At 38.9% G+C, this 24,193-nt stretch carries 27 protein-coding genes and 1 pseudogene; 9 read left to right on the top strand and 19 right to left on the bottom strand.

Going from position 1 to position 24,193, the window contains the following annotated elements; genetic code table 11:
* Positions 1 to 196: 196 nt before the first annotated feature.
* The 3 genes from FFJ24_RS21745 to FFJ24_RS21735 form a co-directional block, all read right to left on the bottom strand.
* Positions 197 to 856 carry a phosphatidylserine decarboxylase family protein gene (locus FFJ24_RS21745; RefSeq protein ID WP_138819246.1) on the bottom strand — a complete coding sequence of 220 codons (660 nt, stop codon included), beginning with the start codon at positions 854 to 856 and terminating at the stop codon, positions 197 to 199.
* 55 nt (positions 857 to 911) lie between these two features.
* Positions 912 to 1,454, bottom strand: coding sequence for a hypoxanthine phosphoribosyltransferase (gene hpt / locus FFJ24_RS21740; RefSeq protein ID WP_138819245.1), 543 nt, complete (start codon positions 1,452 to 1,454; stop codon positions 912 to 914).
* Between the two features lie 177 nt (positions 1,455 to 1,631).
* Positions 1,632 to 3,794 (bottom strand): transglycosylase domain-containing protein, encoded by a 2,163-nt coding sequence (locus tag FFJ24_RS21735; protein WP_138819244.1) that lies wholly within the window; start codon positions 3,792 to 3,794, stop codon positions 1,632 to 1,634.
* Positions 3,795 to 3,925: 131 nt separating this feature from the next.
* Here FFJ24_RS21735 and FFJ24_RS21730 point away from each other — a divergent pair, with 131 nt between their 5' ends.
* The 4 genes from FFJ24_RS21730 (at position 3,926) to FFJ24_RS21715 (ending at position 6,613) form a co-directional block, all read left to right on the top strand.
* On the top strand, positions 3,926 to 5,002 hold the full coding sequence (locus tag FFJ24_RS21730; RefSeq protein ID WP_138819243.1) for an Mrp/NBP35 family ATP-binding protein: 1,077 nt from the start codon (positions 3,926 to 3,928) through the stop codon (positions 5,000 to 5,002).
* A gap of 35 nt (positions 5,003 to 5,037) precedes the next feature.
* The gene (locus FFJ24_RS21725; RefSeq protein ID WP_025141622.1) at positions 5,038 to 5,283 is read left to right on the top strand and encodes a NifU family protein; all 246 of its coding nucleotides are present in this window, start codon (positions 5,038 to 5,040) and stop codon (positions 5,281 to 5,283) included.
* A 53-nt stretch (positions 5,284 to 5,336) separates the two neighbouring features.
* The gene (locus tag FFJ24_RS21720; protein ID WP_138819242.1) at positions 5,337 to 5,972 is read left to right on the top strand and encodes a carboxypeptidase-like regulatory domain-containing protein; all 636 of its coding nucleotides are present in this window, start codon (positions 5,337 to 5,339) and stop codon (positions 5,970 to 5,972) included.
* A gap of 98 nt (positions 5,973 to 6,070) precedes the next feature.
* Positions 6,071 to 6,613: a hypothetical protein gene (locus FFJ24_RS21715; protein WP_138819241.1), complete on the top strand. Its 543-nt coding sequence runs from the start codon at positions 6,071 to 6,073 to the stop codon at positions 6,611 to 6,613.
* A gap of 197 nt (positions 6,614 to 6,810) precedes the next feature.
* Here the strand turns inward: FFJ24_RS21715 and def are convergent, their stop codons facing one another.
* The 4 genes from def to FFJ24_RS21695 form a co-directional block, all read right to left on the bottom strand.
* On the bottom strand, positions 6,811 to 7,371 hold the full coding sequence (gene def, locus FFJ24_RS21710; RefSeq protein ID WP_025141620.1) for a peptide deformylase: 561 nt from the start codon (positions 7,369 to 7,371) through the stop codon (positions 6,811 to 6,813).
* Between the two features lie 144 nt (positions 7,372 to 7,515).
* Positions 7,516 to 8,748 (bottom strand): pitrilysin family protein, encoded by a 1,233-nt coding sequence (locus tag FFJ24_RS21705; RefSeq protein ID WP_138819240.1) that lies wholly within the window; start codon positions 8,746 to 8,748, stop codon positions 7,516 to 7,518.
* Between the two features lie 26 nt (positions 8,749 to 8,774).
* Complete coding sequence (locus tag FFJ24_RS21700; RefSeq protein WP_138819239.1) at positions 8,775 to 9,227, bottom strand: hypothetical protein; 453 nt, start codon at positions 9,225 to 9,227, stop codon at positions 8,775 to 8,777.
* A gap of 129 nt (positions 9,228 to 9,356) precedes the next feature.
* Complete coding sequence (locus FFJ24_RS21695) at positions 9,357 to 11,507, bottom strand: S9 family peptidase (RefSeq protein WP_138819238.1); 2,151 nt, start codon at positions 11,505 to 11,507, stop codon at positions 9,357 to 9,359.
* A 407-nt stretch (positions 11,508 to 11,914) separates the two neighbouring features.
* Here FFJ24_RS21695 and proB point away from each other — a divergent pair, with 407 nt between their 5' ends.
* Together proB and FFJ24_RS21685 are read left to right on the top strand one after the other, a co-directional pair.
* Positions 11,915 to 12,994, top strand: a complete 1,080-nt coding sequence (gene proB, locus FFJ24_RS21690; RefSeq protein ID WP_138819237.1) for a glutamate 5-kinase — start codon at positions 11,915 to 11,917, stop codon at positions 12,992 to 12,994.
* Between the two features lie 135 nt (positions 12,995 to 13,129).
* On the top strand, positions 13,130 to 14,377 hold the full coding sequence (locus FFJ24_RS21685) for a glutamate-5-semialdehyde dehydrogenase (RefSeq protein WP_138819236.1): 1,248 nt from the start codon (positions 13,130 to 13,132) through the stop codon (positions 14,375 to 14,377).
* A 132-nt stretch (positions 14,378 to 14,509) separates the two neighbouring features.
* Here the strand turns inward: FFJ24_RS21685 and FFJ24_RS21680 are convergent, their stop codons facing one another.
* Positions 14,510 to 15,892: an MBL fold metallo-hydrolase RNA specificity domain-containing protein gene (locus FFJ24_RS21680; RefSeq protein ID WP_138819235.1), complete on the bottom strand. Its 1,383-nt coding sequence runs from the start codon at positions 15,890 to 15,892 to the stop codon at positions 14,510 to 14,512.
* 191 nt (positions 15,893 to 16,083) lie between these two features.
* The gene (locus FFJ24_RS21675) at positions 16,084 to 16,434 is read right to left on the bottom strand and encodes a hypothetical protein (protein WP_138819234.1); all 351 of its coding nucleotides are present in this window, start codon (positions 16,432 to 16,434) and stop codon (positions 16,084 to 16,086) included.
* A gap of 95 nt (positions 16,435 to 16,529) precedes the next feature.
* Here FFJ24_RS21675 and FFJ24_RS21670 point away from each other — a divergent pair, with 95 nt between their 5' ends.
* Positions 16,530 to 16,784, top strand: a complete 255-nt coding sequence (locus FFJ24_RS21670) for a hypothetical protein (protein ID WP_138819233.1) — start codon at positions 16,530 to 16,532, stop codon at positions 16,782 to 16,784.
* A gap of 53 nt (positions 16,785 to 16,837) precedes the next feature.
* On the opposite strand, the gene FFJ24_RS21665 is transcribed toward FFJ24_RS21670, so the two are convergent.
* The 7 genes and pseudogenes from FFJ24_RS21665 to FFJ24_RS21635 form a co-directional block, all read right to left on the bottom strand.
* Positions 16,838 to 17,518: a type 1 glutamine amidotransferase domain-containing protein gene (locus FFJ24_RS21665; protein ID WP_138819232.1), complete on the bottom strand. Its 681-nt coding sequence runs from the start codon at positions 17,516 to 17,518 to the stop codon at positions 16,838 to 16,840.
* Positions 17,519 to 17,603: 85 nt separating this feature from the next.
* Positions 17,604 to 18,173 (bottom strand): Crp/Fnr family transcriptional regulator, encoded by a 570-nt coding sequence (locus FFJ24_RS21660; protein ID WP_138819231.1) that lies wholly within the window; start codon positions 18,171 to 18,173, stop codon positions 17,604 to 17,606.
* 111 nt (positions 18,174 to 18,284) lie between these two features.
* Entirely contained in the window at positions 18,285 to 18,659 is a 375-nt protein-coding gene (locus tag FFJ24_RS21655) for a hypothetical protein (protein ID WP_138819230.1), read from the bottom strand.
* A gap of 415 nt (positions 18,660 to 19,074) precedes the next feature.
* Positions 19,075 to 19,731 (bottom strand): vancomycin high temperature exclusion protein, encoded by a 657-nt coding sequence (locus FFJ24_RS21650; RefSeq protein ID WP_138819229.1) that lies wholly within the window; start codon positions 19,729 to 19,731, stop codon positions 19,075 to 19,077.
* Between the two features lie 11 nt (positions 19,732 to 19,742).
* Positions 19,743 to 20,378, bottom strand: a complete 636-nt coding sequence (locus FFJ24_RS21645) for a hypothetical protein (RefSeq protein ID WP_138819228.1) — start codon at positions 20,376 to 20,378, stop codon at positions 19,743 to 19,745.
* Between the two features lie 26 nt (positions 20,379 to 20,404).
* The gene (locus FFJ24_RS21640; RefSeq protein WP_138819227.1) at positions 20,405 to 21,124 is read right to left on the bottom strand and encodes a hypothetical protein; all 720 of its coding nucleotides are present in this window, start codon (positions 21,122 to 21,124) and stop codon (positions 20,405 to 20,407) included.
* Between the two features lie 126 nt (positions 21,125 to 21,250).
* Positions 21,251 to 21,748, bottom strand: a pseudogene (locus FFJ24_RS21635) (ATP-binding protein); the annotation flags it as partial.
* On the opposite strand from FFJ24_RS21635, the gene FFJ24_RS21630 reads away from it, so the two are divergent.
* On the top strand, positions 21,730 to 22,170 hold the full coding sequence (locus FFJ24_RS21630) for a helix-turn-helix domain-containing protein (RefSeq protein ID WP_246862676.1): 441 nt from the start codon (positions 21,730 to 21,732) through the stop codon (positions 22,168 to 22,170). The pseudogene FFJ24_RS21635 and the gene FFJ24_RS21630 sit on opposite strands and share 19 nt — an antisense overlap.
* A gap of 264 nt (positions 22,171 to 22,434) precedes the next feature.
* On the opposite strand, the gene FFJ24_RS21625 is transcribed toward FFJ24_RS21630, so the two are convergent.
* On the bottom strand, positions 22,435 to 22,638 hold the full coding sequence (locus FFJ24_RS21625; protein ID WP_138819226.1) for a hypothetical protein: 204 nt from the start codon (positions 22,636 to 22,638) through the stop codon (positions 22,435 to 22,437).
* A 79-nt stretch (positions 22,639 to 22,717) separates the two neighbouring features.
* A complete protein-coding gene (locus FFJ24_RS21620) occupies positions 22,718 to 23,239 on the bottom strand; it encodes a hypothetical protein (RefSeq protein WP_138819225.1) in 522 nt (173 codons plus the stop codon).
* 264 nt (positions 23,240 to 23,503) lie between these two features.
* Between FFJ24_RS21620 and FFJ24_RS26220 the strand changes: the two genes are divergently transcribed.
* On the top strand, positions 23,504 to 23,674 hold the full coding sequence (locus tag FFJ24_RS26220) for a hypothetical protein (protein WP_168202528.1): 171 nt from the start codon (positions 23,504 to 23,506) through the stop codon (positions 23,672 to 23,674).
* A gap of 8 nt (positions 23,675 to 23,682) precedes the next feature.
* Here FFJ24_RS26220 and FFJ24_RS21615 read toward each other — a convergent pair whose 3' ends face one another.
* On the bottom strand, positions 23,683 to 24,186 hold the full coding sequence (locus FFJ24_RS21615) for a hypothetical protein (protein WP_138819224.1): 504 nt from the start codon (positions 24,184 to 24,186) through the stop codon (positions 23,683 to 23,685).
* Between the last annotated feature and the right edge of the window lie 7 nt (positions 24,187 to 24,193).

Raw genomic sequence — 24,193 nt, 5'->3', positions numbered from 1 at the left:
CTACAAGTCCTCTCCCGATTAAAAATCGGGATGCTGGCTTTCCGTTGCTATCAGGTTTAGATGGATTCTTTAGTGTTCCAAAATCCCTTTCATTTCCTTTGGTCTGTGTCCTCAAGAACACCGCGTTAATCCAATGGAAAAACAAAAAGCCGGTTTAGCATTAACTAAACCGGCTTTGTTGTGAAATATTATATCCTTAACTTAAAGTGGCCAAGGTGGTGATTCCGCCTTTTACAACCTGGTTAAGTTCTACGTTAACTTTGGTGCCTATGGGAAGAAAAACATCTACCCTCGATCCGAATTTGATAAAACCGAACTGTTCTGTTTGTATCACCTGATCACCTTCTTTTACATACCATACAATCCTGCGGGCCAAAGCACCTGCAATTTGACGGAATAATACCGGCGTACCGTTTTTATGCTCTACAACAGTGGTGGTACGTTCGTTTTCGGTAGATGATTTAGGGTTCCAAGCCGCAAGATATTTTCCTGGGTGGTATTTGAAAAATTTAACTACACCTGAAATGGGGTTACGGTTAATGTGCACATTAACAGGCGACATAAAAATAGATACCTGTAAACGTTTATCTTTAAAGTATTCGCCTTCTTCTGTTTCTTCGATTACCACGACTTTACCATCTGCAGGGCAAATGACCAGGTTTTCACCTGAAGAGAAGCTACGGCTCGGATTACGGAAAAACTGCAGTACAATAATGAATAAAGCAGCTGAAAAAATATAAATGAACCAGCGCAACCAGGTAATGTCGTGATATTTATAATCAACAACCGCGTTGATCACGAAAATAAACAGTATGCTTAAGGCAATGGTGGTGTAACCTTCTTTATGTATGGTCATTTTGTTAAAAATTATTGGGCAAAGGTGCGAAAAATAAATTAATCCAATCTAAAAATTATGCGCCTGTTGCCCTGTAAATATCGGTCAGGTTTCGGCCAAGGCCATTATAATCTAAGCCATAACCTACTACAAACTCGTTAGGTATTTCAAAACCAACATATTCCAGCTCTTCAATTTTGTAATTCAGGGCGCTTGGTTTTAGCAAAAGTGAACTTACTTTAACCGATGCCGGATTTTTTTCTTTAATCGTTTTTAAAATTTGGGTTAAGGTAAGGCCGGTGTCAACAATGTCTTCCACAATGATGATATCTCTTCCCTCTATATTTTCAGGCAGTCCGATCAGTTCTTTTACATTTCCGGAGCTTGATGTACCTTCATAAGAGGCCACACGCATAAAGGCAATTTCGCAGGGCACGTTGATTTCTTTAATTAAATCGGCCATAAATAAAAAGCTGCCATTCAGCACGCCGATAAATAAGGGGCATTTGCCTTCATAATCAACATTCATCTGAATGCCCATCAAACGGATGCGTTTATTTAAGGTGTCATTTTCTAAAAATATCTCGAACTCTTTATCCTCTACTTTTATTTTATGCATTTTGATGTTAAATAGTTTAAATGTTGGAAAGTGATGTAGGTTAATTGTTTAACTCGGTTAACTGTGAATTTAACTAAGAACTGAAAAACTGTAAACCGCCAATTGCAAACTGTTTTGGTTAATTGTTGAGTTTAACTTACAACTGCAAACTGTAAATTGTCAACTGAAAACTATCTACTACTGCTGACTTTTCTCCAGTTCCTTCTGGCGTCTCCGTTCTTCCCTGCGCTCCTGCCTCAATTGTTTTTTGGTTTTAGCGGTATCGGCAGGTGTGGTCGTTTGTTTATTTGTAGTGGTGTCTTTTTTAGATCCGCCGCCAAATAATCGTTCGAAGAAGCTTTTATTTTTATCGTGTACAATTATAACCGGTAAACCATCGCCATCATCGTCGAAAGCAGACGTATCAACCACAGCCGTATCAGGTGCCAGGTAACGGCGCAGTCCTTCTCTCAAACGAACATTATAAAAACCATAACCAGAGGTATCGCCAGGTGTTAAACCTTTTCTGGCCATAATATTCCCCATAAACCTGAAGTAGTTGAACATATAAGGTTTCAAGCTGCCATCGGCCATAAATTTATACATCGATGCTTTAGGCTTAGGTACAATACTGGCCAAAAATAATCCATCGCCAATAGTTAAATCGGCTGGTTGCTTTCCAAAATAATATCTTGAGGCCTCTCCTATTCCATAAATATTCTGGCCTAACTCCATGATATTGAAATACACCTCTAGCATCCGCTGTTTACTGATCAGGTGATTATGTTCAATAAGCCAAACAATCAAAATCTCCTCTGCTTTACGCGCCAAAGTTTTCTGACGGCTTAAATAAACGTTTTTAACCAACTGCATACTGATGGTACTACCGCCACGTTTAAATTTCTTTTCCTTAAAATTTACGGCGATCGATTTTCGGATCGATTCTTCAACGAAGCCATTGTGCGTAAAAAACGAAGGATCTTCTGCCGTTAAAACAGCATTAATGAAGTTTTTAGAAATGGCCGAAAGCGGCGTAAAGTTTGGATTCGATGGACCAATGGTGATATCGCGCATCGGTTTGCCGTACTCATAAGGTGTGTAAACAAACGTATTGTTAATTTTTTGCAGATTCGTTTTGCCCCACTGTACAATTTTAAAATTAACCGGTGTTAGGGTCGAATTAAAACGGACACTATCGGGTATTTTTGTATCCAGGTAAAAATTGAGGTTATATTTAACCTTACCCTGTACTTTTAATCCTTCCAGCGACTCAAACAAGCCCTGTGGAAAAGCATCTAAAATGCTTTGGGCATCCTGTTCTTCTGCATTTAATTTTAATTCGTAGATCTTGTTTTTTCCTAGGGTGTATTTAACAAAAGGATGGATTTGTGCATTTTTTAGGTAAGCTGTTGAGGAGCTGTCTAAAGCAATATAGTTTTGACCAACCAGAATATCTGCATCCAGTTTTGCACTTTGGACAATAATATCGTTTGAAGCAATACGCGGTTGGTTGATCAGCATATTTTTTACCGACCAGGAGCCCGATATTTTATAATTATCGCCACTGTATTTCGCGTTTTTAAGTTCCGTTTGTAAGGTGTCGAAACTTATTTTTGCATGAAGTTTATTATTCAGGTAGGGTAATTCGAGTTTTTTACCGTCAGCATAAGCCGTAAAGCGTAACTCTTTGCTGCCAGGATTTACATGGCCATCTACATGCCAGGTAGCTTCGCCATTATTTACATTTATGGCCGATTTTAAATCCCCACCATCAATTGTAGCCATGGTGGCAAAGCTCAGTTTAGCCGTGTCATGATCATTTAGTTTAAAAATCATATTCTGCACATCCATATCATCAGGGATTTTGTACAAAACTTGGTTCAGGATGTTGCTGGCTATTTCTGATAAATTAACTTTTCCTTTATTTTCGGTGCTGTCTTTTTTCTTTCTCTTTAAGATAAAATCGATGTTGGTGGTCGAATCTTTAAGCACTACGCTTACAAAACCTTCTTTCAGTTTTACCTCCGACAATTTTACATTCCCAAAAATGAGTGGAAGAAGTTTTACACCTACACTCAGTTCGCCAATGTTAGAAAGGGTATCCCGCTCTTTAGGAACAACAGAAATATTGGTCATTTTAACGGTACTGAGGCCAGTAAATCCGGCATTGCCGATTTTAACTTCAAGACCGTAATCTTTATCGGCCTTGGCAATTGCTTTGGCCACCATTTTTTTAAGAAGGGCTTCCCTTTTACTATAAGCTACGGCGCCAAAAGCGATACAAACGACTAAAAAAACACCTAAAACCCAGGCTCCGATTTTTAAATATTTTTTGGGGATCTTAATTTTTGGTATTCGCATATAGTCGTTAAAATGGTTAATTGCTTAAACGTAACAATTAAATGTTTATTTCGTGTTAAAATTACAGTTAAAAAGCCTAAATAAAAGTATTTATGGCTATGTTTTGTTAATTTTGAATTTAAATTCATACAATGCAGATTAGCCCGCAACAAGTTTTAGATGCGCTTAAAAATGTTGAAGATCCCGATCTTAAAAAAGATCTGGTGACTTTAAACATGATTAAAGATTTACAGATTACAGATAACCAGGTCAATTTTACATTAGAGCTTACTACTCCGGCATGCCCGATGAAGGAAATGCTGAAAAATGCCTGTACAAATGCCATTAAACATTTTGTATCGCCAACGGCAGAAGTCGTAATCAATGTAACTTCGAGGGTTACGCAGCCAACCAACTCCTCTTCACTAGATAACATCAAAAACATTATTTTGGTTTCATCAGGAAAAGGTGGCGTGGGTAAATCTACCGTATCGAGCAATCTGGCTGTGGTATTAGCTAAAGATGGTGCCAAAGTAGGCCTGATCGATGCCGATATTTATGGTCCATCGGTGCCAACCATGTTCGACCTGGTTGATGCGAAACCAGGCGCTGAAGAAACCGCAGATGGCAAAACAAAAATTTTGCCGATCGAAAAATACGGGATCAAAATATTGTCGCTAGGATTTTTTGCTGATCCTGGGCAGCCGGTGCCCTGGCGCGGTCCAATGGCCTCAAATGCGGTAAAACAATTATTTAATGATACCAATTGGGGCGAACTGGATTACCTGATTGTTGATCTTCCACCGGGAACAGGCGATATTCACATTACCATTACGCAGAGTTTCCCGATTTCAGGAGCAGTTGTGGTTACTACACCTCAGCAGGTTGCTCTGGCCGATACACATAAAGGTTTAGCGATGTTCAGGATGCCAGGAATCAATATCCCGATTTTAGGTGTTATTGAAAACATGTCGTATTTTACTCCTGCAGAATTACCTGATAATAAATATTACATTTTCGGAAAAGGTGGGGGTACAGAACTTGCAGCACGTTTTGATGTGCCATTTTTGGGTGAAATTCCGATTATCCAGAGTATTTCTGAAGCCGGAGATCAAGGAAAACCGGTAGCATTGAACCAAAATCCTTTGTTAGATGGCATATTTGGCGATATTGCAAGTAAGATTGCACAGCAGATTTCCATCAACAACGCGCAAATGGTGAATTGCTAAAAAATTACTATTTTTATAACCTTAAAAAATATATAATGAATTTAACAGAACAAGTAGAACAGGCATTGGAAACCATCAGGCCATATTTAAAGGCCGACGGAGGTGATGTTTCTGTTGAAGAAATTACATCTGAAGGAACGGTAAAACTTAAGCTTTTGGGTAATTGCGGCTCTTGCCCAATGAGTTTCATGACAATGAAATCGGGTATTGAACAGGCAATTATGAAAGCTGTTCCACAGATCACTTCGGTAGTTGCCGTAAATATGGCAGAGCAAGAGTAAGCTTTAACACTATTTAACTAGAAAGTTTTATTATAAAAATTACTTTTGTCTTAATGAGATATTGTATTACCCTGATTTGCCTAATTTTTTCCCTAACCGCTTTTGCGCAACAAAAGCCGGCACAGGATAAACTCATCCAATTTTCAGGGATTATTACCGATATCGATAGTTCAAATGTGATACCTTACGTAACCATCACCAATCTCTCTGCAAAGAGTAAAAGGGTTGGTGCCGATTACAGGGGATACTTTACTTTTATTGTTAACCCTGGCGATACCATCTTGTTTACGGCCATTGGGTACAAAAAATTCTCAACCGTAATACCACAAAGTACACCTGATAGTAAATACACCATTATGGTTAAATTGAAAGCAAATGTGATCGATTTACCTTCGGTGCGTGTTTTTCCCTGGGCTACAACAGAAGAATTTACCCGCGAGTTTTTATCGATGAAACTGGCCGATGATGATATGGCCATTGCCAAAAAGAACCTTTCGCGTTCGTCAATTGATGGCTTGATCCAAACGTTACCGCGCGACGGACAGGAAATCGGCAGTCAGAATTACCGCTATAATTTCGACAGGATGATCAATAAGAACATGGTTCAAACCAATCCACTACTTAATCCTTTCGCCTGGGGTAAGCTGATGCAGCAGATCTTTGATGGTGATAAGAGCAGGACGAATTAGTCTGGAGTCTTAAGTCAGGAGTCCTTAGTCTTGGGTGTAGCGGACGGTTTTAATTAGCAATTATATTTTATCGTCATTCAGATTTTAACGTATCCGGAATGAAAATTTTTCCCTCTCAATCATTCGTATTACATTCGGATATTTCAGCCAACGAGGCCTTGGACAATTTATCGGGCGCTTTACCAAAAGATCAAAAGCTTTCTCTGCGTTTCATTCCCAGAAATCCGGACAATATACCATTTAAAGGATATATTTACGGTTCGACATTTAATATCAAGAGAAATTTATTGTATAGAAACTCTTTTCAGGCAGATATTTCAGGAGAAATATTTGCAGAGGGCAGTGGTTGTAAAATAGATGTTAGGCTAAGTTTAATGCCGCTTGTAAAGGGTTTTTTAATGCTTTGGTGTTTATTCGCAGGAATTTTTTGCCTCATATTTCTTTTTGGGGCGATAAAAGAGCAAGAGCCAAATCTCGCATTTGGTTCATTAATCGCATTGGGTATGCTTGGGTTTTGTTATTTAATCACTTCTTTGGGCTTCAAATCAGATTGTGAAGAATGCAGGAAAGCGCTAAATGCTGTTTTTAAGGTTGAGCCGCAACCGATCTTTAAAGGGAAGGACTGGAAGGGTGATAAATAGTTTGTGTACTAAACAGTGGTTCGTGGAGACACGAACCAAGGTGCGTGTTGGGTTTAATAATTAAAGCAAAAAAGACCCTGAAATAAATCCGATAGCTATCGGATCAGGATGACGAATCGCATGAGAAATTGATCCAGATTGTGGCAATAAGAAAGGGAAAACGTTTCCATTTTCCCTCTTACATCTTCCATTTAAGCCTATCTTTTCTTGCTCTTGTTCGGAAATTTCATTTTGTAATCTGTTTTGATATTTCCTTTTGAAATCGCATCCAGTTTACTTTTAAGCATCGTTTTACGCAATACACTTACTTTATCGGTAAATAATTTACCTTCGATGTGGTCATATTCATGCTGGATTACTCTTGCTGGCATTCCATCAACATCATCAGTATGCTCTACCCAGTTTTCGTCGAAATAGGTAATCTTGATGTTCGGTTTACGCATGATGTTTTCTCGGATATCAGGAATACTTAAACAACCTTCGTTAAAGCTCCAGGCTTCGCCTGTTTCTTCTAAAATTTCGGCATTGATGAATACTTTTTTATAGCCTGGTTTACCGTCTTCGTCTTCGCCAGTATCCACAATAAACAAACGGATTGGCAAACCGATCTGCGGTGCAGCAAGCCCTACACCGTTTGCGTAATACATGGTGTCGAACATATCGCTGATCAATTGTTTTAATTCTGGATAATCTTTATCGATATCAGTTCCCACCTTTTTTAAAACAGGATCTCCGTAAGCTACTATTGGTAATTTCATTGTATTGCATTTTTTTCAGAAGTGAATCTGAACTCTTTAATTATTATAAAATGGTGTCAGTCTGAGCCTGTCGAAGACTCATCATTAAGTCCTTCGACAGGCTCAGGAAGACAAACTGAAAGATTTGACTTGCAAAAATAACAATTATTCCTCTATTGGACAGAAAGTAAAGATATTCAGTTTGTCAATATCTAAAATTTCATGCGTAACATCAACCATCTGTGTGGTGGTAACGGCATTAATTTTCTCAAAAACAGTCTCCAACGAATCTATTTTATCATGATCAATCAGGCTTTTGGCCATTGATATGATTAAACCAATCCTGTTTTCTTCTCCTAAAGCAATCTGTCCGATAAATTTGTTTTTGGCTTTTTGCAGCTGCAACTCGTTTAAAGGTTTCTCTTTAAGTTTTTTGATCTCTTTAAAGATTAAAGAGAGTGCCCTGGTCTGTTTTTCCTTATCTGTACCAAAATAAATGGAAAAAATTCCAGTATCGTGTAACGGCGAGAAATTAGATTCGATGGTATAGGCAATTCCGTATTTTTCCCTGATCTGTAAGTTTAAAACCGAGCTCATTCCATTACCACCAAAGTAATTGTTGAGGAGCATTAAAGGAACTTTTTGCGACTGATAGGTAGAATAGGCCTGTGTACCCAAAATACAGTGTGCCTGCATAATCGGTTTGTAAATGGTGGTATTGTTCTGCGGAAGTATGCCTGGTTTAATCCTTTTTTTAACCGGATTGTTCTCTTCAACATCAGCAAAATGTTTGCTTCCTTTATTTACAATGTTGTTTAAAGTATAATTTCCTAAAATGGCCACCACGATTTCGTTGGTGCGGTAATTGGCTTTTCTGAAATTGATGACATCCTCGCGTGTAAAGTTTTGAACTGATTCTGTTGTGCCCAGAATGTTATTACCCAATGCATGCCCGGCGAAAAGCATATCTTCGAAATCATCATTGATGGCTTCTTCGGGCTGATCTAAATAAGATGAAATTTCATCCAGAATCACGCTTTTTTCTTTATCCATTTCCTCTTCCGGGAAAGTAGAATGGAACATAATATCGTTAAAAAGATCTAATGTCCGATCGAGATAGGGATTTAAAAAAGACGCATGTACGCAAGTATATTCTTTTGTAGTATAGGCATTTAAATCTGCGCCAACGCTTTCTAAACGGTTTAAAATTTGGTTGGTACTTCGTTTTTCAGTCCGCTTAAAAATTAAATGTTCGATAAAATGCGCTAAACCTGCTTTATTTTCAGGTTCATCGCGTGATCCTGTATTGATGATAATGCAAGCGTGAGATATGGCTGAAGCCGAAGGCACATGCAATAAGCGTATGCCGTTTGGCAGGGTGTGAACATTGTATTCCATTGAGGGGCAAAGATAAGGCTAATTGCTTACAAAGCCTCTGTATCGGGGTATTGCAATTGTAAGGCGGAAATCAATTTATCTTTTGTTGGTCTCTTAAGGACTAAAAAAACAAAATTAGCGAGGCCAAAGATTAAGAAGAAAGAGTTGTGTGTGATAAAAAAGCCAACGATATTAAAAAGCGCCCCGCCTTCTAAAAGTGCCGAACTGATGATAAAAGCACTTTGGTACATATTGATCTTCGTATCGGCAGAGGCAGATTTATCGATTTTAGAAATTAAATTTCTGTAAAAGAAAATGCTTCCTGATATGGTAATCAGCCCCATAATTGGAAATATAGGGTTAAAAGGTGCAGTGGTTTGCGGATTGGCATCAAAAAACATGATTTCGCGGTTAAGGAAGATGGTTACCAATGCAAAGAGGAAAACACCTGAGCATAATGCGAGGTGAATAATTTGGAGTGTTTTTAGTTTGGTGTTCATTGTGGGGTGAAATAGGTTTTGATTTAAATTTTAAAAAGATGGTCGTCATTCCCGCGCAAGCGGGAATCCTAAAGCGTTTATGCATTAAGATTCCCAATCAAGTTGGGAATGACGAGCCGGGTAAAAAAATTATTTCGTTATTCCCTCCAGCGAGAATAAAAAGGCCCAGCGTAATGCCACATCTTTTAAATAGTCGAAACGGCCGGAGGCGCCACCATGGCCAAATTCCATGTTGGTTTTCAGCAACAGCACATTTTTATCGGTTTTGGTTGCCCTTAATTTGGCTACCCATTTTGCCGGCTCAAAATACTGCACCTGGCTATCGTGTAAACCGGTTGTAACTAACATATTTGGGTAAGCTTTTTTCTCTACGTTTTCGTAAGGCGAATAGCTTTTCATGTAATCATAAGCTGCTTTTTGTTTTGGGTTTCCCCATTCATCAAATTCGTTTGTAGTAAGCGGAATGCTTTCATCAAGCATGGTATTAACCACATCTACAAATGGAACATCGGCAATCACACCATTCCATAAATCAGGCGCGATATTAACCACTGCGCCCATTAATAAACCGCCGGCACTGCCACCATGTGCATATAAATGGCCTTTTGAGGTATATTTCTGATCAATTAAATATTCCCCTGCTGCAATAAAATCGGTGAATGTATTTTTCTTTTTCATCAGTTTTCCATCCTCGTACCATTGGCGGCCCATTTCCTGTCCGCCGCGGATATTGGCGATGGCAAATACAAAACCACGATCCAACAGGCTTAAACGTGGTGAAGAGAAATAAACATCAGAATTTGCTCCATAAGAGCCATAACCATAAAGTAACAAAGGCGATTCTCCATTCTTTTCGAAGCCTTTTTTATAAACCAGGGCAATTGGTACTTTAGTGCCATCTTTCGCCGTTGCAAAAACACGTTCAGTAACATAATCTTTTGGATTATAGCCACCCAAAACCTCCTGTTGTTTCATTAGTTTCTGGTCTTTTTTTACCAGATCGTAATCATAGGTAGAGTTTGGAGTAGTTAATGAGGTATATGAATAACGTAAGGTTGTACTGTTATATTCGGGGTTAGCCCCTACGCCAGCGTCATAAACAGGTTCGTCAAATTTAATATAATAATCGCTTTTGTCTTTTTTGAGTACTCGTAGCTCGGTTAATCCGTTTTTACGCTCTGATAAAACAGTAAAATCTTTAAATTCTTCAGCACTTTCCAATAACACATCGGCACGGTGCGGAATCACTTCTTTCCAGTTTTCTTTTTCGGTTTTATCCAGCTGACATTCCATTAAACGGAAATTCTTAGCGTTCCAGTTGGTTAAGATCAAAAATTTGTCATCAACAGGCATTACATCATATAATACGTCTTTTGATCGGGCTGCAAAAACTTTAAAGGGGCTTTCCGGGTGGTCGGCATCGACTATTTTATATTCTGAGGTGAGCGTTCCCTGTGAGGCGATAAAAATATACTTTCCGTTTTTTGATTTGCCTACACCGATATAGTTGGTATTATCTTTCTCATCGTAAACTACCGCATCTGTTTTGGCATCTGCGCCGAGTATATGTTTTTTGATTTTTTCGCTTAGTAGCGTAACCGGATTTTTTGACGTGTAAAAGAACGTTTTATTATCATTGGCCCATGCCACCCCACCTTCGGTATTGATAATGGCATCTTTTAAAATTTCGCCAGTTTCTAAATTTTTAATGTTAATGGTATACTGACGGCGCGAAACCTGATCGACACCAAAAGCTAAAAGTTTATTATCGGGACTAACGCTAAATCCGCTGGCGCTGTAATAGGAATGGCCTTTTGCCAGTTGATCTACATCCAGCAAGATTTCTTCCGCTGCAGATAAACTTCCTTTTTTACGGCAGTATTTAAAATATTGCTGTCCATCCTCTGTCCGTGAATAATAGTAGTAGCCATTTCTAAAAACAGGAACCGATTCGTCTTTTTCTTTGATCCGACCTTTCATTTCCTTAAACAGATCCGCCTGAAATTGATCTGTGCTTTTCATCATTGTGTTGAGATACGTATTTTCGGCTTTTAAATAATCGACAACCTTTGTGCTGTCAGGACCTTTTTTAAAGTAATCGATCATCCAATAATAATTATCTACTACGGTATCGCCGTGTATAACTCTTTGGTGCGGAATAATTTCCGCTATGGGCGCCTTTACATCAGGCCACTTTATTGCTTTCATTTCTTTCTTTTGAGGTTGATTACAGGCCGTAATTGCACTGAGCAATATAAGGCTGGGTAAGATACGTTTCATAGCGGTTTGATTTCGGTTCAATTGCAATTTAATAATTTAGTTCAATAGTTCATTAGCCATTGGTTGATTAGTGGCGTGATGGTTAATTGTAAAAGAAATTGTTTAATTATTGAATGGTTAGATTGTTACCTTCAAATTGTTGTAGAGGGTTAATCGGTTAATTGTTGTAGGCAACTAACACTTCTGACCTCGGTCCTCAGACTTCGGACTTAAAAAATAGTTCATTTGTAACTTGCTCATTAGTGGGCGATTGTTAACTGGTTAATTGTTTAAATCGGTTAATAGACCCCAAACGCTCAACCCCAAACTCATTTCCATTTTAGCAAAAATCCATCAAGCCTATAGATAATCATCTGAATTAGAAAAATTGATGGTAAATTGCCACATCCAAACGGTTTGAAATCATAATGAAATTAGAATACAAAAAGATAGTTGTTAAGGTTGGTTCGAATGTAATTACGCAAGCGAATGGTTTGCCGGATGAAGTGAGGATTGAACACCTTGTAAATCAACTGGCGGATATTAAAAAGCAGGGTATTGAAGTGATTTTGGTGTCTTCTGGTGCGGTAGCATCGGGCAGAAGTTTGATTAAAGTATCCGAAAAACAGGATGCGGTAACTACCCGACAGCTATTGGCGGCCATTGGTCAGGTAAAACTGATTAATACCTACTCCAATTTCTTTGTTGCCCATGCTATACAATGCGCGCAGGTTTTGGTTACGAAAGAAGATTTCCGAGACCGGGCGCATTATCTGAACATGAAAAACTGCCTGCAGATTTTGCTTCAAAATGAAGTAATCCCGGTGGTGAATGAAAACGATGTAGTTTCGGTTACTGAGCTGATGTTTACGGATAATGATGAACTGGCAGGGCTAATCGCCTCCATGTTAAATGCCGATGCGTTGATTATTTTATCGAATGTAAATGGTATTTATAATGGTGATCCGAAAGTTGAGGGTTCGGCTGTTATTGAGGAAATTAATGGTTCGGTTGCTAACCTGGCATCCTTTATACAAACCGGAAAATCACAATTCGGCCGGGGTGGAATGATTACCAAATCGACCATGGCACAAAAAGTGGCTAAATTGGGTATAACGGTTCATATTGCCAATGGAACGAAAGATGATGTGCTGACTTCTCTATTGAACAATGAACTGGTGCATACACGCTTTGTTCCCGAGAAAAGCAAGTCAGGCAAAAAAAAATGGATTGCTCATTCAGAAACCGCCGCTACAGGAATAGTCAAACTAAATGATGGCGCTAAAACGGTACTAACCTCTGGTAAAGCCACCAGTTTATTACCCGTGGGAATTATTGAAATCCAGACGGATTTTTTAAAAGGCGATATTATTAAGATTATTGATGAACAGCATAACCTGATCGGATTGGGTATCGCAGAATACGGTTCTGATAAAGCCAGAGAAAGAATCGGACTGAAAAAGCAAAAAGCGCTTGTGCATTATGATTATTTTTACTCGGCTATTTAAAGGGGTTTACCGCAAAGGACGCAAAGAGATGCGCGAAGGTACACAGAGATAGGGTAAACAAGGTCGTAAATATGCAATTAACTTTAGTGTTCTCTGCGAAAAACTTAGCGCTCTTTACGGTTAATAATTAACAACATGAATTACAAACAATACTTCGAAAAAGCGAAACAGGCTAGTCGCACTTTGATTAGTTTGGGCAAAGAAACAACAGATACTGTTTTAAAGGATCTGGCAGAAGCTCTATTGGCTAATACAGCCGAAATTCTTATTGAAAACGCGAAGGATTTAGCTAAAATGCCTATCGAAGACCCTAAATACGACAGGTTAAAATTAAGCGCAGCACGTATTGCAGATATTGCTAATGACCTTAAAAATGTTGCAGGCTTAAACAGTCCATTGGGTAAAGTCCTTTCTGATAAAATATTGGATAACCAACTCCACATCCAAAAGGTTAGTGTGCCTTTAGGTGTTGTGGGTGTGATTTACGAAGCACGGCCGAATGTTACTGCCGATGTATTTTCGCTTTGTTTTAAAACCGGGAATGTTGCCGTGTTAAAAGGTGGAAGTGACGCTGAATTTTCTAATCTCGCAATTGCAAAGGTAATACATGGGGTGTTGGATAATCATAAAATAAACCGCGATGTTTTAACCTTACTGCCTGCAGAAAGGGCCGCAACCGAAGCTTTATTAAATGCAAGGGGATTTGTGGATGTATTGATTCCGAGAGGAAGCCAATCGTTGATTAATTACGTGCGGGAAAACAGTAAAATCCCGGTTATTGAAACCGGTGCAGGCATTGTACATACTTATTTTGATGAATCGGGTGATTTAGAGAAAGGCAAGGCAATTATTTTTAATGCTAAAACCAGGAGGGTGAGCGTTTGTAATTCTTTAGATTGTGTGTTAATTAACGAAAATAGACAGAATGATCTACCTGCACTTTTATCTCCTTTGGCTGATGGAAATGTAGAATTATACGCTGATGAGAAAAGCTATGGAGTATTAAAATCTTCTTATCCTGCTCACTTACTAAACCAAGCCACACCAGAACATTTTGGAACGGAGTTTTTATCGTTAAAACTGGCGGTCAAAGTTGTAGCGAATTTTGCAGAAGCATTAAACCACATTGCCGATTACAGTTCGAAACATAGCGAAGCCATTATTTCTGAAGATGCAGACAATATTGCCCAATTTTTAAATGAAGTAGATGCGGCTGCGGTGTATGCCAACGCTTCTACTGGTTTTACCGATGGTGCCCAGTTTGGTCTTGGTGCCGAAATTGGCATTAGTACGCAAAAACTCCATGCCCGCGGACCAATGGGCTTGGAGGAACTGACCAGTTATAAATGGGTAGTACGGGGTAATGGGCAAGTAAGGAAGTGATATTATTGTCATTCTGAGCGCAGCGAAGAATCTTTTTTTGGTTGATAGTTCATTGGCCATGGTTTTTTAGCCGCAATGGCCATCAACTATGAGCCAAAGGACCATGGACTATTAACACGACGACCGATTGAACTAAAGTTCAAAAACCTCTCCCCTTTCAGGTACCGCCACATTAAAGCCATCTTCCTGCAATGCCTGTGATAAACTTTGCAGGCTTTTATCCTCGCCGTGCACCAGGAAAACTTTTTTAGGCTGACCGGTTTGTTTAATTGTTTTCACTAAATCGTTATGATCGCCGTGGCCGCTTAAGAGGTCAGTTTTACGGATGGTGGCGTAAACCATCATTTCGCGGTCTTTAATGCGAACAATAGGTGCTCCGCTTAATAACTTGTATCCAAGGGTCCCTTTTGCACAGTAACCAATAAAAAGGATGGTGCAATAATAGTTCTGAATATTATAATACAGGTGATCCTGGATCCTTCCACCCTCTAACATGCCGGCAGAGGAAATAATGATACAGGGATCGAAATAATTAGAAACATCTTTACTTTCTTTCATGGTTTGAACGTAAGCCAGATGCTCAAATTCAAACTCATCACCCATAGTCTGGTAAAAATCTTTCGCTTCCTGATTTACCAGGTTATGGTGTTTACGGTAAACTTCGGTCGCTTGAATGGCCATAGGGCTATCTACAAAAATCTGAATGGGGGGCAACAGTTTTTTGGTAAATATCTGGTTTAAGGCAAATACCAGCGATTGTGTACGGCCAATACTAAATGCCGGAATAATCAATCGTCCAGGACTTTTGATACAGGCTTCGGTAATCTCCTGAACCAGGCGGTCTTCAAGCGTTTGGTCTTTGGTATGCATTCTGCCTCCATAAGTTGCTTCGCTTACTATATAGTCTACTTCTGGCAGTGGTTCTGGGTTAACTAAAACCGGGTAATTTTCTCTGCCGATATCGCCGGTAAAAGCTATTTTTTTCTCTGCACCCTGATCATTTATGGTTAAAATGGCTGCTGCAGCACCCAGCAAATGACCAACAGGGACAAAAGTTAAGCTGATATCGCCATTAATTTTGAAAGGTTTGTTGAAAGCAATGGTTACAAAACGATCGATCGTGTCCATTACGTGCTTGTGCAGGTACAATGGTTTTGGTCCGCTGAAGTTACCGCGTTTAGTACGTGGTTTTCTGCCGGCTTTTCTTAAAAAAAGCTCAACAGAATCGAACAGCAATATCGAAGTAAGATCGGCGGTTGGTGGTGTACAAAGCACCTGGCCGTCAAAACCCAGTCGAACCAATGTGGGCAGATTACCAGAATGATCAATATGCGCGTGAGTTAAAATTACCAGGTTTATACTTGCCGGATCGAAGGGGAATTGTTGGTTTTCTTCCTGGTAGGTTTCCTTCTCGTAATCTAATCCACAATCTATCAATATTTTATAATGCCCAATTTCGAGCAGGTGCATACTGCCTGTTACTTGTTGTGCTGCGCCCCAAAACGTTAACTTCATCTTCTTATCTATCGCGTAAAATCTTTAGCCGTAAAGTAGTATAAATGATGGGATTTTTAAACAATCATGCGTAATTTTTTAATTTCATTTAACACGGAGGTCGCAGAGAAAAACCACAATGCACACTGAAATAATCGTAATTTCTTTACAAAGTAAAATCAGACCTCTACCTTTCCTGAATTTGAACTTATTTATAATTGATTAACTTCTCTGAATTTAAGGCTCCTTGATATTTCACTTTTTGCCTCTTCCGAAAAATCTTCTAAATCAGCTGCTGTGATGATTTTTTCTACAAGCAGAGCAGTTATAGTACCTAAAAACCATGAATTTCTAAGCCCGTCGTATCTTCTGGCGATGTGCTTGTCGAAATCTGTTACAGCAGTAAAAATTTTGTAATAATCGTCTCTGTTGTCTTCAGGCTGTTGTGTTTTCCATTGGTCTAAAATTTCGGAAAATACCTGCATTTCGTTTTTTAGTTCCCGTTGTAAAGCGACTTCGAATAATTTTCGGGCAACTTTATTGTCTGCTTTTGAAAAATCCATAGGTTAAAATTTATTAGGATAAAGATAACAAAGTCTGGCGTATGGCTTAGCTAGCTCAACAAAAAGATTTTTATCTTTGCAAGAAAATATCAGTTATGCAAGAACCTTTTGATATAGAGATAGGACCAATTAATTATTCAGTTTTTCCAGAGGGGAATGATTCATACACCATTTTCAAAGATGGAAGAGAATATATTCAGATCCAAAAAGATACTTCATCGATCTGGTTGAAAATGGATTATAAAACAGAACTTCCAATTTTTGAGGAAGATGAAGAGGTGAATGCAATTGGGCAGGCGATTGAAAATTATGTGCCCGAACCTGAAGACGAGGAAGAAGACGAATTATAATAAGCAATCCTCAACAAGGCTTGGCTAAACCACTCCGTGTTGAGGATTTAAATTTAGGCAAGGAGCTTTAATAATTCTTCTGCAACTTTTTCTGATGAGGCAGGATTTTGTCCGGTAATCAATAAGCCGTCAACTACAGCATAGGGATTCCAATCAGCTATCTTACTGTAATGACCACCATTTTTTATCAACATATCCTCTACTAAGAAAGGAACTATATTTGTTAATTGTACGGCTTCTTCCTCGGTATTGGTAAATCCGGTTACATTTTTTCCTTTCACCAAGTATTCACCATCTATCTTTACATCCTTAAGCACTCCAGGAGCATGACATACAAAAGCAACAGGCTTGCTGGCGGTATAGAACTCGGTAATGAGCTGTTGTGAAGTTGCGCTTTCTGCTAAATCCCAAAGTGGTCCGTGGCCACCAGGATAAAAAACTGCATCATAATCATCCATTATTATATCGGCCAATGGAGTGGTGTTTTTTAATTTGGCCAAAAGAACAGTGTCTTTGTCCATTCTTTTCGTCGTTTCGGTTTGAAAAGAAGGATCTTCACTTTTAGGATCTATTGGTGGCTGACCACCTTTTGGTGAGGCCAATACAATATCAATACCTTTGTCGGCTAAGGCATAATATGGCGCCGCCAATTCTTCTGACCAAAAACCTGTTTTTAAACCTGTATTTCCTAATTCGTCGTGGCTAGTAAGCACGAATAAAACTTTCTTATTCATATTTTTTATGCTAAGTGTATCACAAAATTAGTGCTGTTTGTTAAGGCAGCAAAGGACTTCGATCACAAATTTAATGTGCGCAAAATCACACTTTTGCGGAAAGCCTGCTTAAGGTTTCTCTGGAAATGCCCAGGTATGCTGCGATTATTGTTTTAGAAACCCGTTGCATCAATTGGGGATACTGTTGAGCGAGTTGTTCAAAACGCTCTTTCGGGCTTGTGGTCAAAAGTGATAAAATCCTTTGCTGTAAAGCTACGTAGCCCAAACTGTTTTTTATCCTGAAAAAATGCTCCATTTTATGGCTTTCGCTGCATAGCTGATCTAAATTATCTTTGCTGATGGAGAGCAGATCGGAGTTTTCCAGGCAGCTGATATTGGTAATTGATTTAACATGACCATAAAAAGCCCTGAAATCGGAAAGCCACCAGTTTTCCATCGCAAACTGGATAATATACTCTTTACCATTGGCATCTGTAAAAGTGGCCTTTAATAAACCTTTAACAACAAAATAAATGTGATTGACAAATTCGTCTTCCTGTATCAGGTATTGGTGTTTTTTAAGCGTTTTTGATTTGAAATGTGCCGCTATATGCTCAAACTCCTGATCGGTGAGGGAAATGATTTCTTCGAGGTGTGTTTTTAATTCAAAACTCATGCTATAAATTTAACTAAATTAAGCATGAAACGCATTTTTTTGGTTTTGGACTGGGGAAAGGCAAAAAAATAATGCCCGATCTAATCGGGCATTATTTTTAAATATTCCTTGTTATCTGGTACAATCTGCCGTCCAAAGCTGGCTGTCTCTAACTACCCTGATGGTTAGGTTGCTGGCGTCGATGCTAATGCCTGTTAGGCCCGAGCCAATACTTACGTAGCTGTTATCGCCTTTCTTTTCGAATTTTACTCCCGTAATATCCGGAATGTTGTTGCCAAAGTAAAAATTATAGGTTTCGCCAACTTTACTTACGGTTACTTTTCCATCGCTACTGGTAATAGTATTTTCTCCACTGCGGTATGAAACCGAACCTTTGTACGTGCCTACAAAGAAATCGCGATCTGCAGGGTCAGTATCTTTTTTACACGATACCATTACGGTTAATGCTATTAAAAGCATGCTGAAAATTTGAACTGTTTTTTTCATCTCTTTCACTTTTTTAATTTTTAAATAGGTCATAAATGTAACAGTGTTATGACAATGACTATGCCAAACAAAAAATATGATCTGTAAATGAGATGAGGTATTGGAAAGCAGGGATCTTAAATTTGTTTATTAAGTAGTTGTATATTAGGCTTTTGTTAGGGTAATTCTTTATTTTAGCTTGGACTGTTAAATAATCTATTTTCAAACCTGGACTGATCAGTTGAAAGCAATAAAACTGTTCAGTTTAAATGAACTTGTTCAATTTAGCCATTGATAAAGTCCAGCATTTCAACCTTTTTAATTTACTGTTGTTTTTTAGTAAATCAGCTAAATAAGGTGCTTCAGGATCGCAATCTTTTTTGTGAACAGGGTTACAAGTAAAAAATAGTCAAAACAAAATGAGCGGTGTTTCATGCTATTCTTTGGTGTAGTTTGATGGTCCGTTAATATTAACCGTTTCACCTAAAAAATGGGGTTTCCTGCCCATAATCAGATCGATTTTAGATTTTGCTATAGCAAAATACTCTCTGAATGAGGCGTATTTGAAGCCTTGATATGTTCCTTGATCAGCAGCAAAACCATAAGATTTTATTCCTAGTTTATTGCCGGTGCTGATACATCTATTTAAATGATATTTTTGCGATACCAGAATTGCGGTGTCTATATTGAAAATAAATTTTGATCTGTAAAGTGTCGAGTAGCTATCAAAACCTGCATAATCCAGGTAAATTTTATTGGTATCAACACCATGTTCATAACAGTAAAGTTTCATTACAGTAAGTTCGTCGTGTGCATCACTTCCATTATCCCCTGACAGCAAAATTTTATCAATTTTATGGTTTTTATAAAGTTTTATACCCGCATCAAGCCTGTCTTTTAAATATTTACTGGGTTTATTATTGTTTATGCCTGCTCCAAAAATAATGGCTACCCTTGCTTTTGGTACGTTTTGCGGGTTGAAGTAAATCAGTGGATCAGTTTGGTGTTTGACTAACAAATTAATACCAAACACTACAATAAGGCCCAAAATAAAGGCGGAGAACAGCAGTTTTATTATTTTTTTAGTGTTCATTTATTGATGCGCTAATTGTTTATCTTTTTGATCTGCAGTTTTGGATTATTATTATTTAAGATTGCGGCAATCTTTTTATCCAGATCTAAATTGTCAGTATCGTCGAAAGGTTCGCCAATTTTATATGGTACGAGCTTTTTATTAAATCTATGCAACTGATAATAATTGGTACCGGTTAAACCATAACTCATAATTATTTTGTATTTTTTGTTGTAACTGGGGTTAACAATTTTGTCGAAATCTTTGACCCTGGTTAAGGTATGGTTTTTGGGATTAACAAGGTAAAGATTGTAAAACGAGTTTCCTCCCCTGGCACCTGTATCTTCGAAAATTAACAGATCTTTTACACCGTCGTTGTTATAGTCTTCGTAAGTGATATTGTCAGTGACGTGGCGCATTTCTATGTTTTCTTTCCAAAAGATTTTATCGGTTTTTACGCCTCTTTTACCGAAATAGATATTGGCATGGCATAATTCTCCCGAAGGTTCTTTTTCAGTAATTAAATGCTGTATAGCGAGTACATAGTCTTTATTTTTAAAAGGATAAATGTATTGCCAGATTCCTGTTGCGGTTGGCTGATTGAATACTTTTTGAGCAAACGAATGACTGGAAATAAATATGAAGCATAGAAAAAATATCCTGATCATGTTTGGCATCTTATAATATATCTATGTTATATTTCTGAAAGTTTCTGGGCAAGCTCTTCCGTTATTTCATCAAGTGTAAACAATCTGCCCCAATTAAACTTTTTCCATACCGTTTTTGGTTTGTTGGTTTTGTCGCTAAACATATTGCCACCAGAGGTTTCACTTTTTTTTCGTGTGGAGAAATTAAGGCTGGTAATGGTTTCTTCTCCCGAAGATCGACTATAACTCTTGATATCAAAGCCAATCAGCTCCATTTTTTGATTCTGGAACCTGAATGTATAATCAAGATTACTCACCCCGTAGGAGCCACAGCTCAGCCAATATTGATAACTTAAAATGAGCGTGCCGTTTTTTATGCTGATGGCACCCGTTTCCTGCAAAGGATCGGCAAGGCAAGTGTTCTCTGCATCATTTTCAGGTGGAATGAAACTGGTATTTTGAGCCTTTAAGCTGTAATTTCCGGATGTTTTAAAAAGTACCAAAAGAATGCGAGGATTCACATTCAGTTTATCACTGCCCATACCGTCGTTTTTGATGATATTTTTTGGATTGGTATTCTGGATAATGATCGCTTCATCAGGTAAATGATCTTTATTTAAATCACCTTTGGCCCGATAAATTATTTTCCACCCTTTTGGAACAAATGCATTTGTATTAGTGCCTGTTTTAGGGATTTGAGGGTGATCGCTTTGGGCAAATAACTGAACAGAAATTAATAATAACAATATGCCTGTAATATTTTTCATACGACATAAATTATGAAATGAGCACAAAAATAAGAAGATAAATTTTTCATATATGGTATTTGCTGATCAATAAACTTAATCTTTATCAAGATAACGAGCAAATTAAACCGCTCTTTGTGTAAAGAATTACCCTGCCCACCCATTCCTATCCAAACTCCTGTAATTAATCGATTCTGCTAAGTGTTCCAATTCTACGGTATCACTTCCATCTAAATCGGCAATGGTCCGTGCAACTTTTAAAATCCGGTCGTAGGCACGGGCCGAAAGACCTAATTTTTCCATAGCTGATTTTAGGAGGATGTTTCCTTCATCGCTGATCTGGCATACTTTGCGAACCATTTTCGGACTCATTTGGGCATTGCAATGCAGTTCTTCTTTATTCGCAAAACGTAGATCCTGAATTTCCCGTGCTTTAATTACACGTTCCCTGATGAGGTTACTTCTTTCTGTTTCTGCAGTAGAGGCTAATTCTGTAAAATTAACGGGTGTTACTTCTACATGCAGATCTATCCGGTCTAAAAGCGGTCCTGATATTTTACTCAGGTATTTTTGCACCACACCAGGTGCACAAACACAATCTTTCTCCGGGTGATTGTAAAAACCACATGGGCATTCATGCGTTGATAACAGTTCATTTTAAACGAGTAATAAAGAAACCTATGCCAATTTCCTACCCGAAAAACCCCAAGACGGTCGGAGAACACCTGAGGAAGAAACGAATGGAATTGAAGCTGTTACAGAGTGACTTAGCTAAAATTTTGGGGGTTAGTACAGACTGTGTTACGTATTGGGAAAACAATAAAAGCAAGCCCCAGATACAGCATTATCCTGCAATCCAGCTTTTTTTAGGTTACAGTCTTGTTAAGGTTAATGAAAAGAAATTTGAGGGGAGATTAAAAGCGTACAGGTGGAGGAAGGGATTGAGCCATAAACGGCTTGGAGAAATGTTGGGGGTAGATGCCAGCACGGTAGGAAGCTGGGAGAAAGGGGAATCATTCCCCTCAGCTGGCAATCTAAAGGAGCTCGAATTGCTCTTTAAGAAGTAAAGTAATGAAGGCCGTAAAACTAACAGCCTATCCGAAGGTCGGCTGATGTATTTTCAGGCTTAAAAAAAATTAATACGGTAACGCAATATTTTGGAATGACTAGCGTCTTAATATGGAGAGCGTTAATTTAGATAAAACGGGAACAGTCGTAATGGTTGTTCCCGTTTTCATTTTTTGTAAGATGGTCGAGGCGGCTTAGAGTGATTGTAGCCGTTTGCCCTCCCGGGAAATAACTGGTATTTTACGGAGCGGGCCAATACGAGACTATTTAACGATCGTTCGCTTAACGATACCCTCAATTATCGAACGTTTAATCCTAGCCTGTTCCTCGCCCTGGGGTACGAGGATGATATTTACGGTATAGATCCGCGGCTGTTTTTTGGGTTTTGATTTGTCAGCTATAGTAACGGTATAGGAAATTGGAACCGGAACCATTTGATCCGGAGCAGTTGCCTTAATTTCTTCCATGGTAGAAAACAGATGAATAATAAGAGGATTGGGAATGATGGGAGTGGAAAAGGTAGATTAGCAATCTATAATCGATATTTTACCGAAAGCGTCCCCGTGCTAATCCCCGGTCGATTGAAAGAACAGTGACTTGAGTGGCGGAAAAGACCACGTACTCGATCTGTTCATTGCCAAGGCTGGACAGAATACCATCGTAGCCTTCGGCGATCATTATATCGTTTGCATCTTCATTGTGCAGGTAGTCGTACATCTCGTGAATCTCCCCTAGGCCGATTTCATCGTTGATGGTCTGAAGTGCCTTTCGCCCGGTCAACGTTTCTCCAGAGAGGATTTTCCAAATGGTCGATGCCTGGCTCTGGTCATTGAAGATTGAATGCAGCCGCAGGTCCAGGGGATTTTTGATGTCCAAATTGGCGGTAATGATGGTGTTGCCAAAAAGTTGTGCGTTTTCTATTTTGTCTGCAAAGAAAAAGCCGTGCACAGTGTTGTCATATCCTGTGTTACTGCCCTTGAAAGAATGGTCGAAATATTCGAAATGGGCGTCTGTGCCATGGTAAAATATCGCTTTTGGATCGATGGTTGGCCTTTCATAGTTGTTCATTGCCGAAGGCTTTAAATATAACTTGAGAAAAACTACTGGCGGAGATGTGAAGCAAGTGGAAGGATTCCATCAGATGAGCGGCGGGGAAAAAAGAACAGACAGACCGGACGAATCCAAATCTGCCTGTATCTTAAATTAACGCTCTCAGGGTCAAATGTAGACCTTTAAGTCACATATCAAAATGAATTAGCAGAAAATTTATTTTTTTTAGAAATAGAGAAAAACGGAACGGAATTGGACGCTAGGACACTATAATCCAGTGTTATGAAAACTTTTTTCCTGTTCCTCATTTTTTCCGTGCTCAGTGCTGGAGTGATGCTTTCTGGTATCTCGATGAAAAATTCCACGATGAGTGGTGCCATCATGCTTGCGTTGTGCCTGGGATTTGCCGGGTACATCTGGCGAAAATCCAAAGCTTCTCGCCGCCGCTTTTAGCGTGCCGATTACCTGCCTATTCTCCTTCTGAAATCTGAGGTATCCTGATCTGGCTGTTGGGCCGGGGTCGCGATCTCATTGTACTTTTTCTCGGCCAGATGAGCAAGAACCGTCCACTCGTTCTGGTTGATGTGGGAACCCTGTCCCTTATCATTGATGGATTCGGTTGCTTTTTCCAGGTCATAGACGGACGTCGCTTTTAAGATCAGCGCTTTTAGATCGTTTGCTAGCCCCTCAAGATTTCTGTTCTGTAGACAAGTGTAGCTATACTTTTCCTTGATGCGCTCATGTGGAACCTGATAGACAAGCTTAAAATCGACCCCATAGTTTTCTGCTATCTCACAGAGATCCTTAATCGGCGGAATCCACCGCGATTCGAAATGGACCGCATCGTTATCGATCAATATGTCATAAAAGGGCGGAGAGTCATAACCCATCGAAGAAAAATGCTCTAGGACCATTTGACTGTTTTCTCCAGAAAATTCAGCTTTATTGGAACAGTAGTTAGCCATGTCCCCT

This window comes from Pedobacter sp. KBS0701 (assembly GCF_005938645.2).
Taxonomy (GTDB): Bacteria; Bacteroidota; Bacteroidia; order Sphingobacteriales; family Sphingobacteriaceae; genus Pedobacter.
This window is presented reverse-complemented; position numbering and strand designations above follow the sequence as displayed.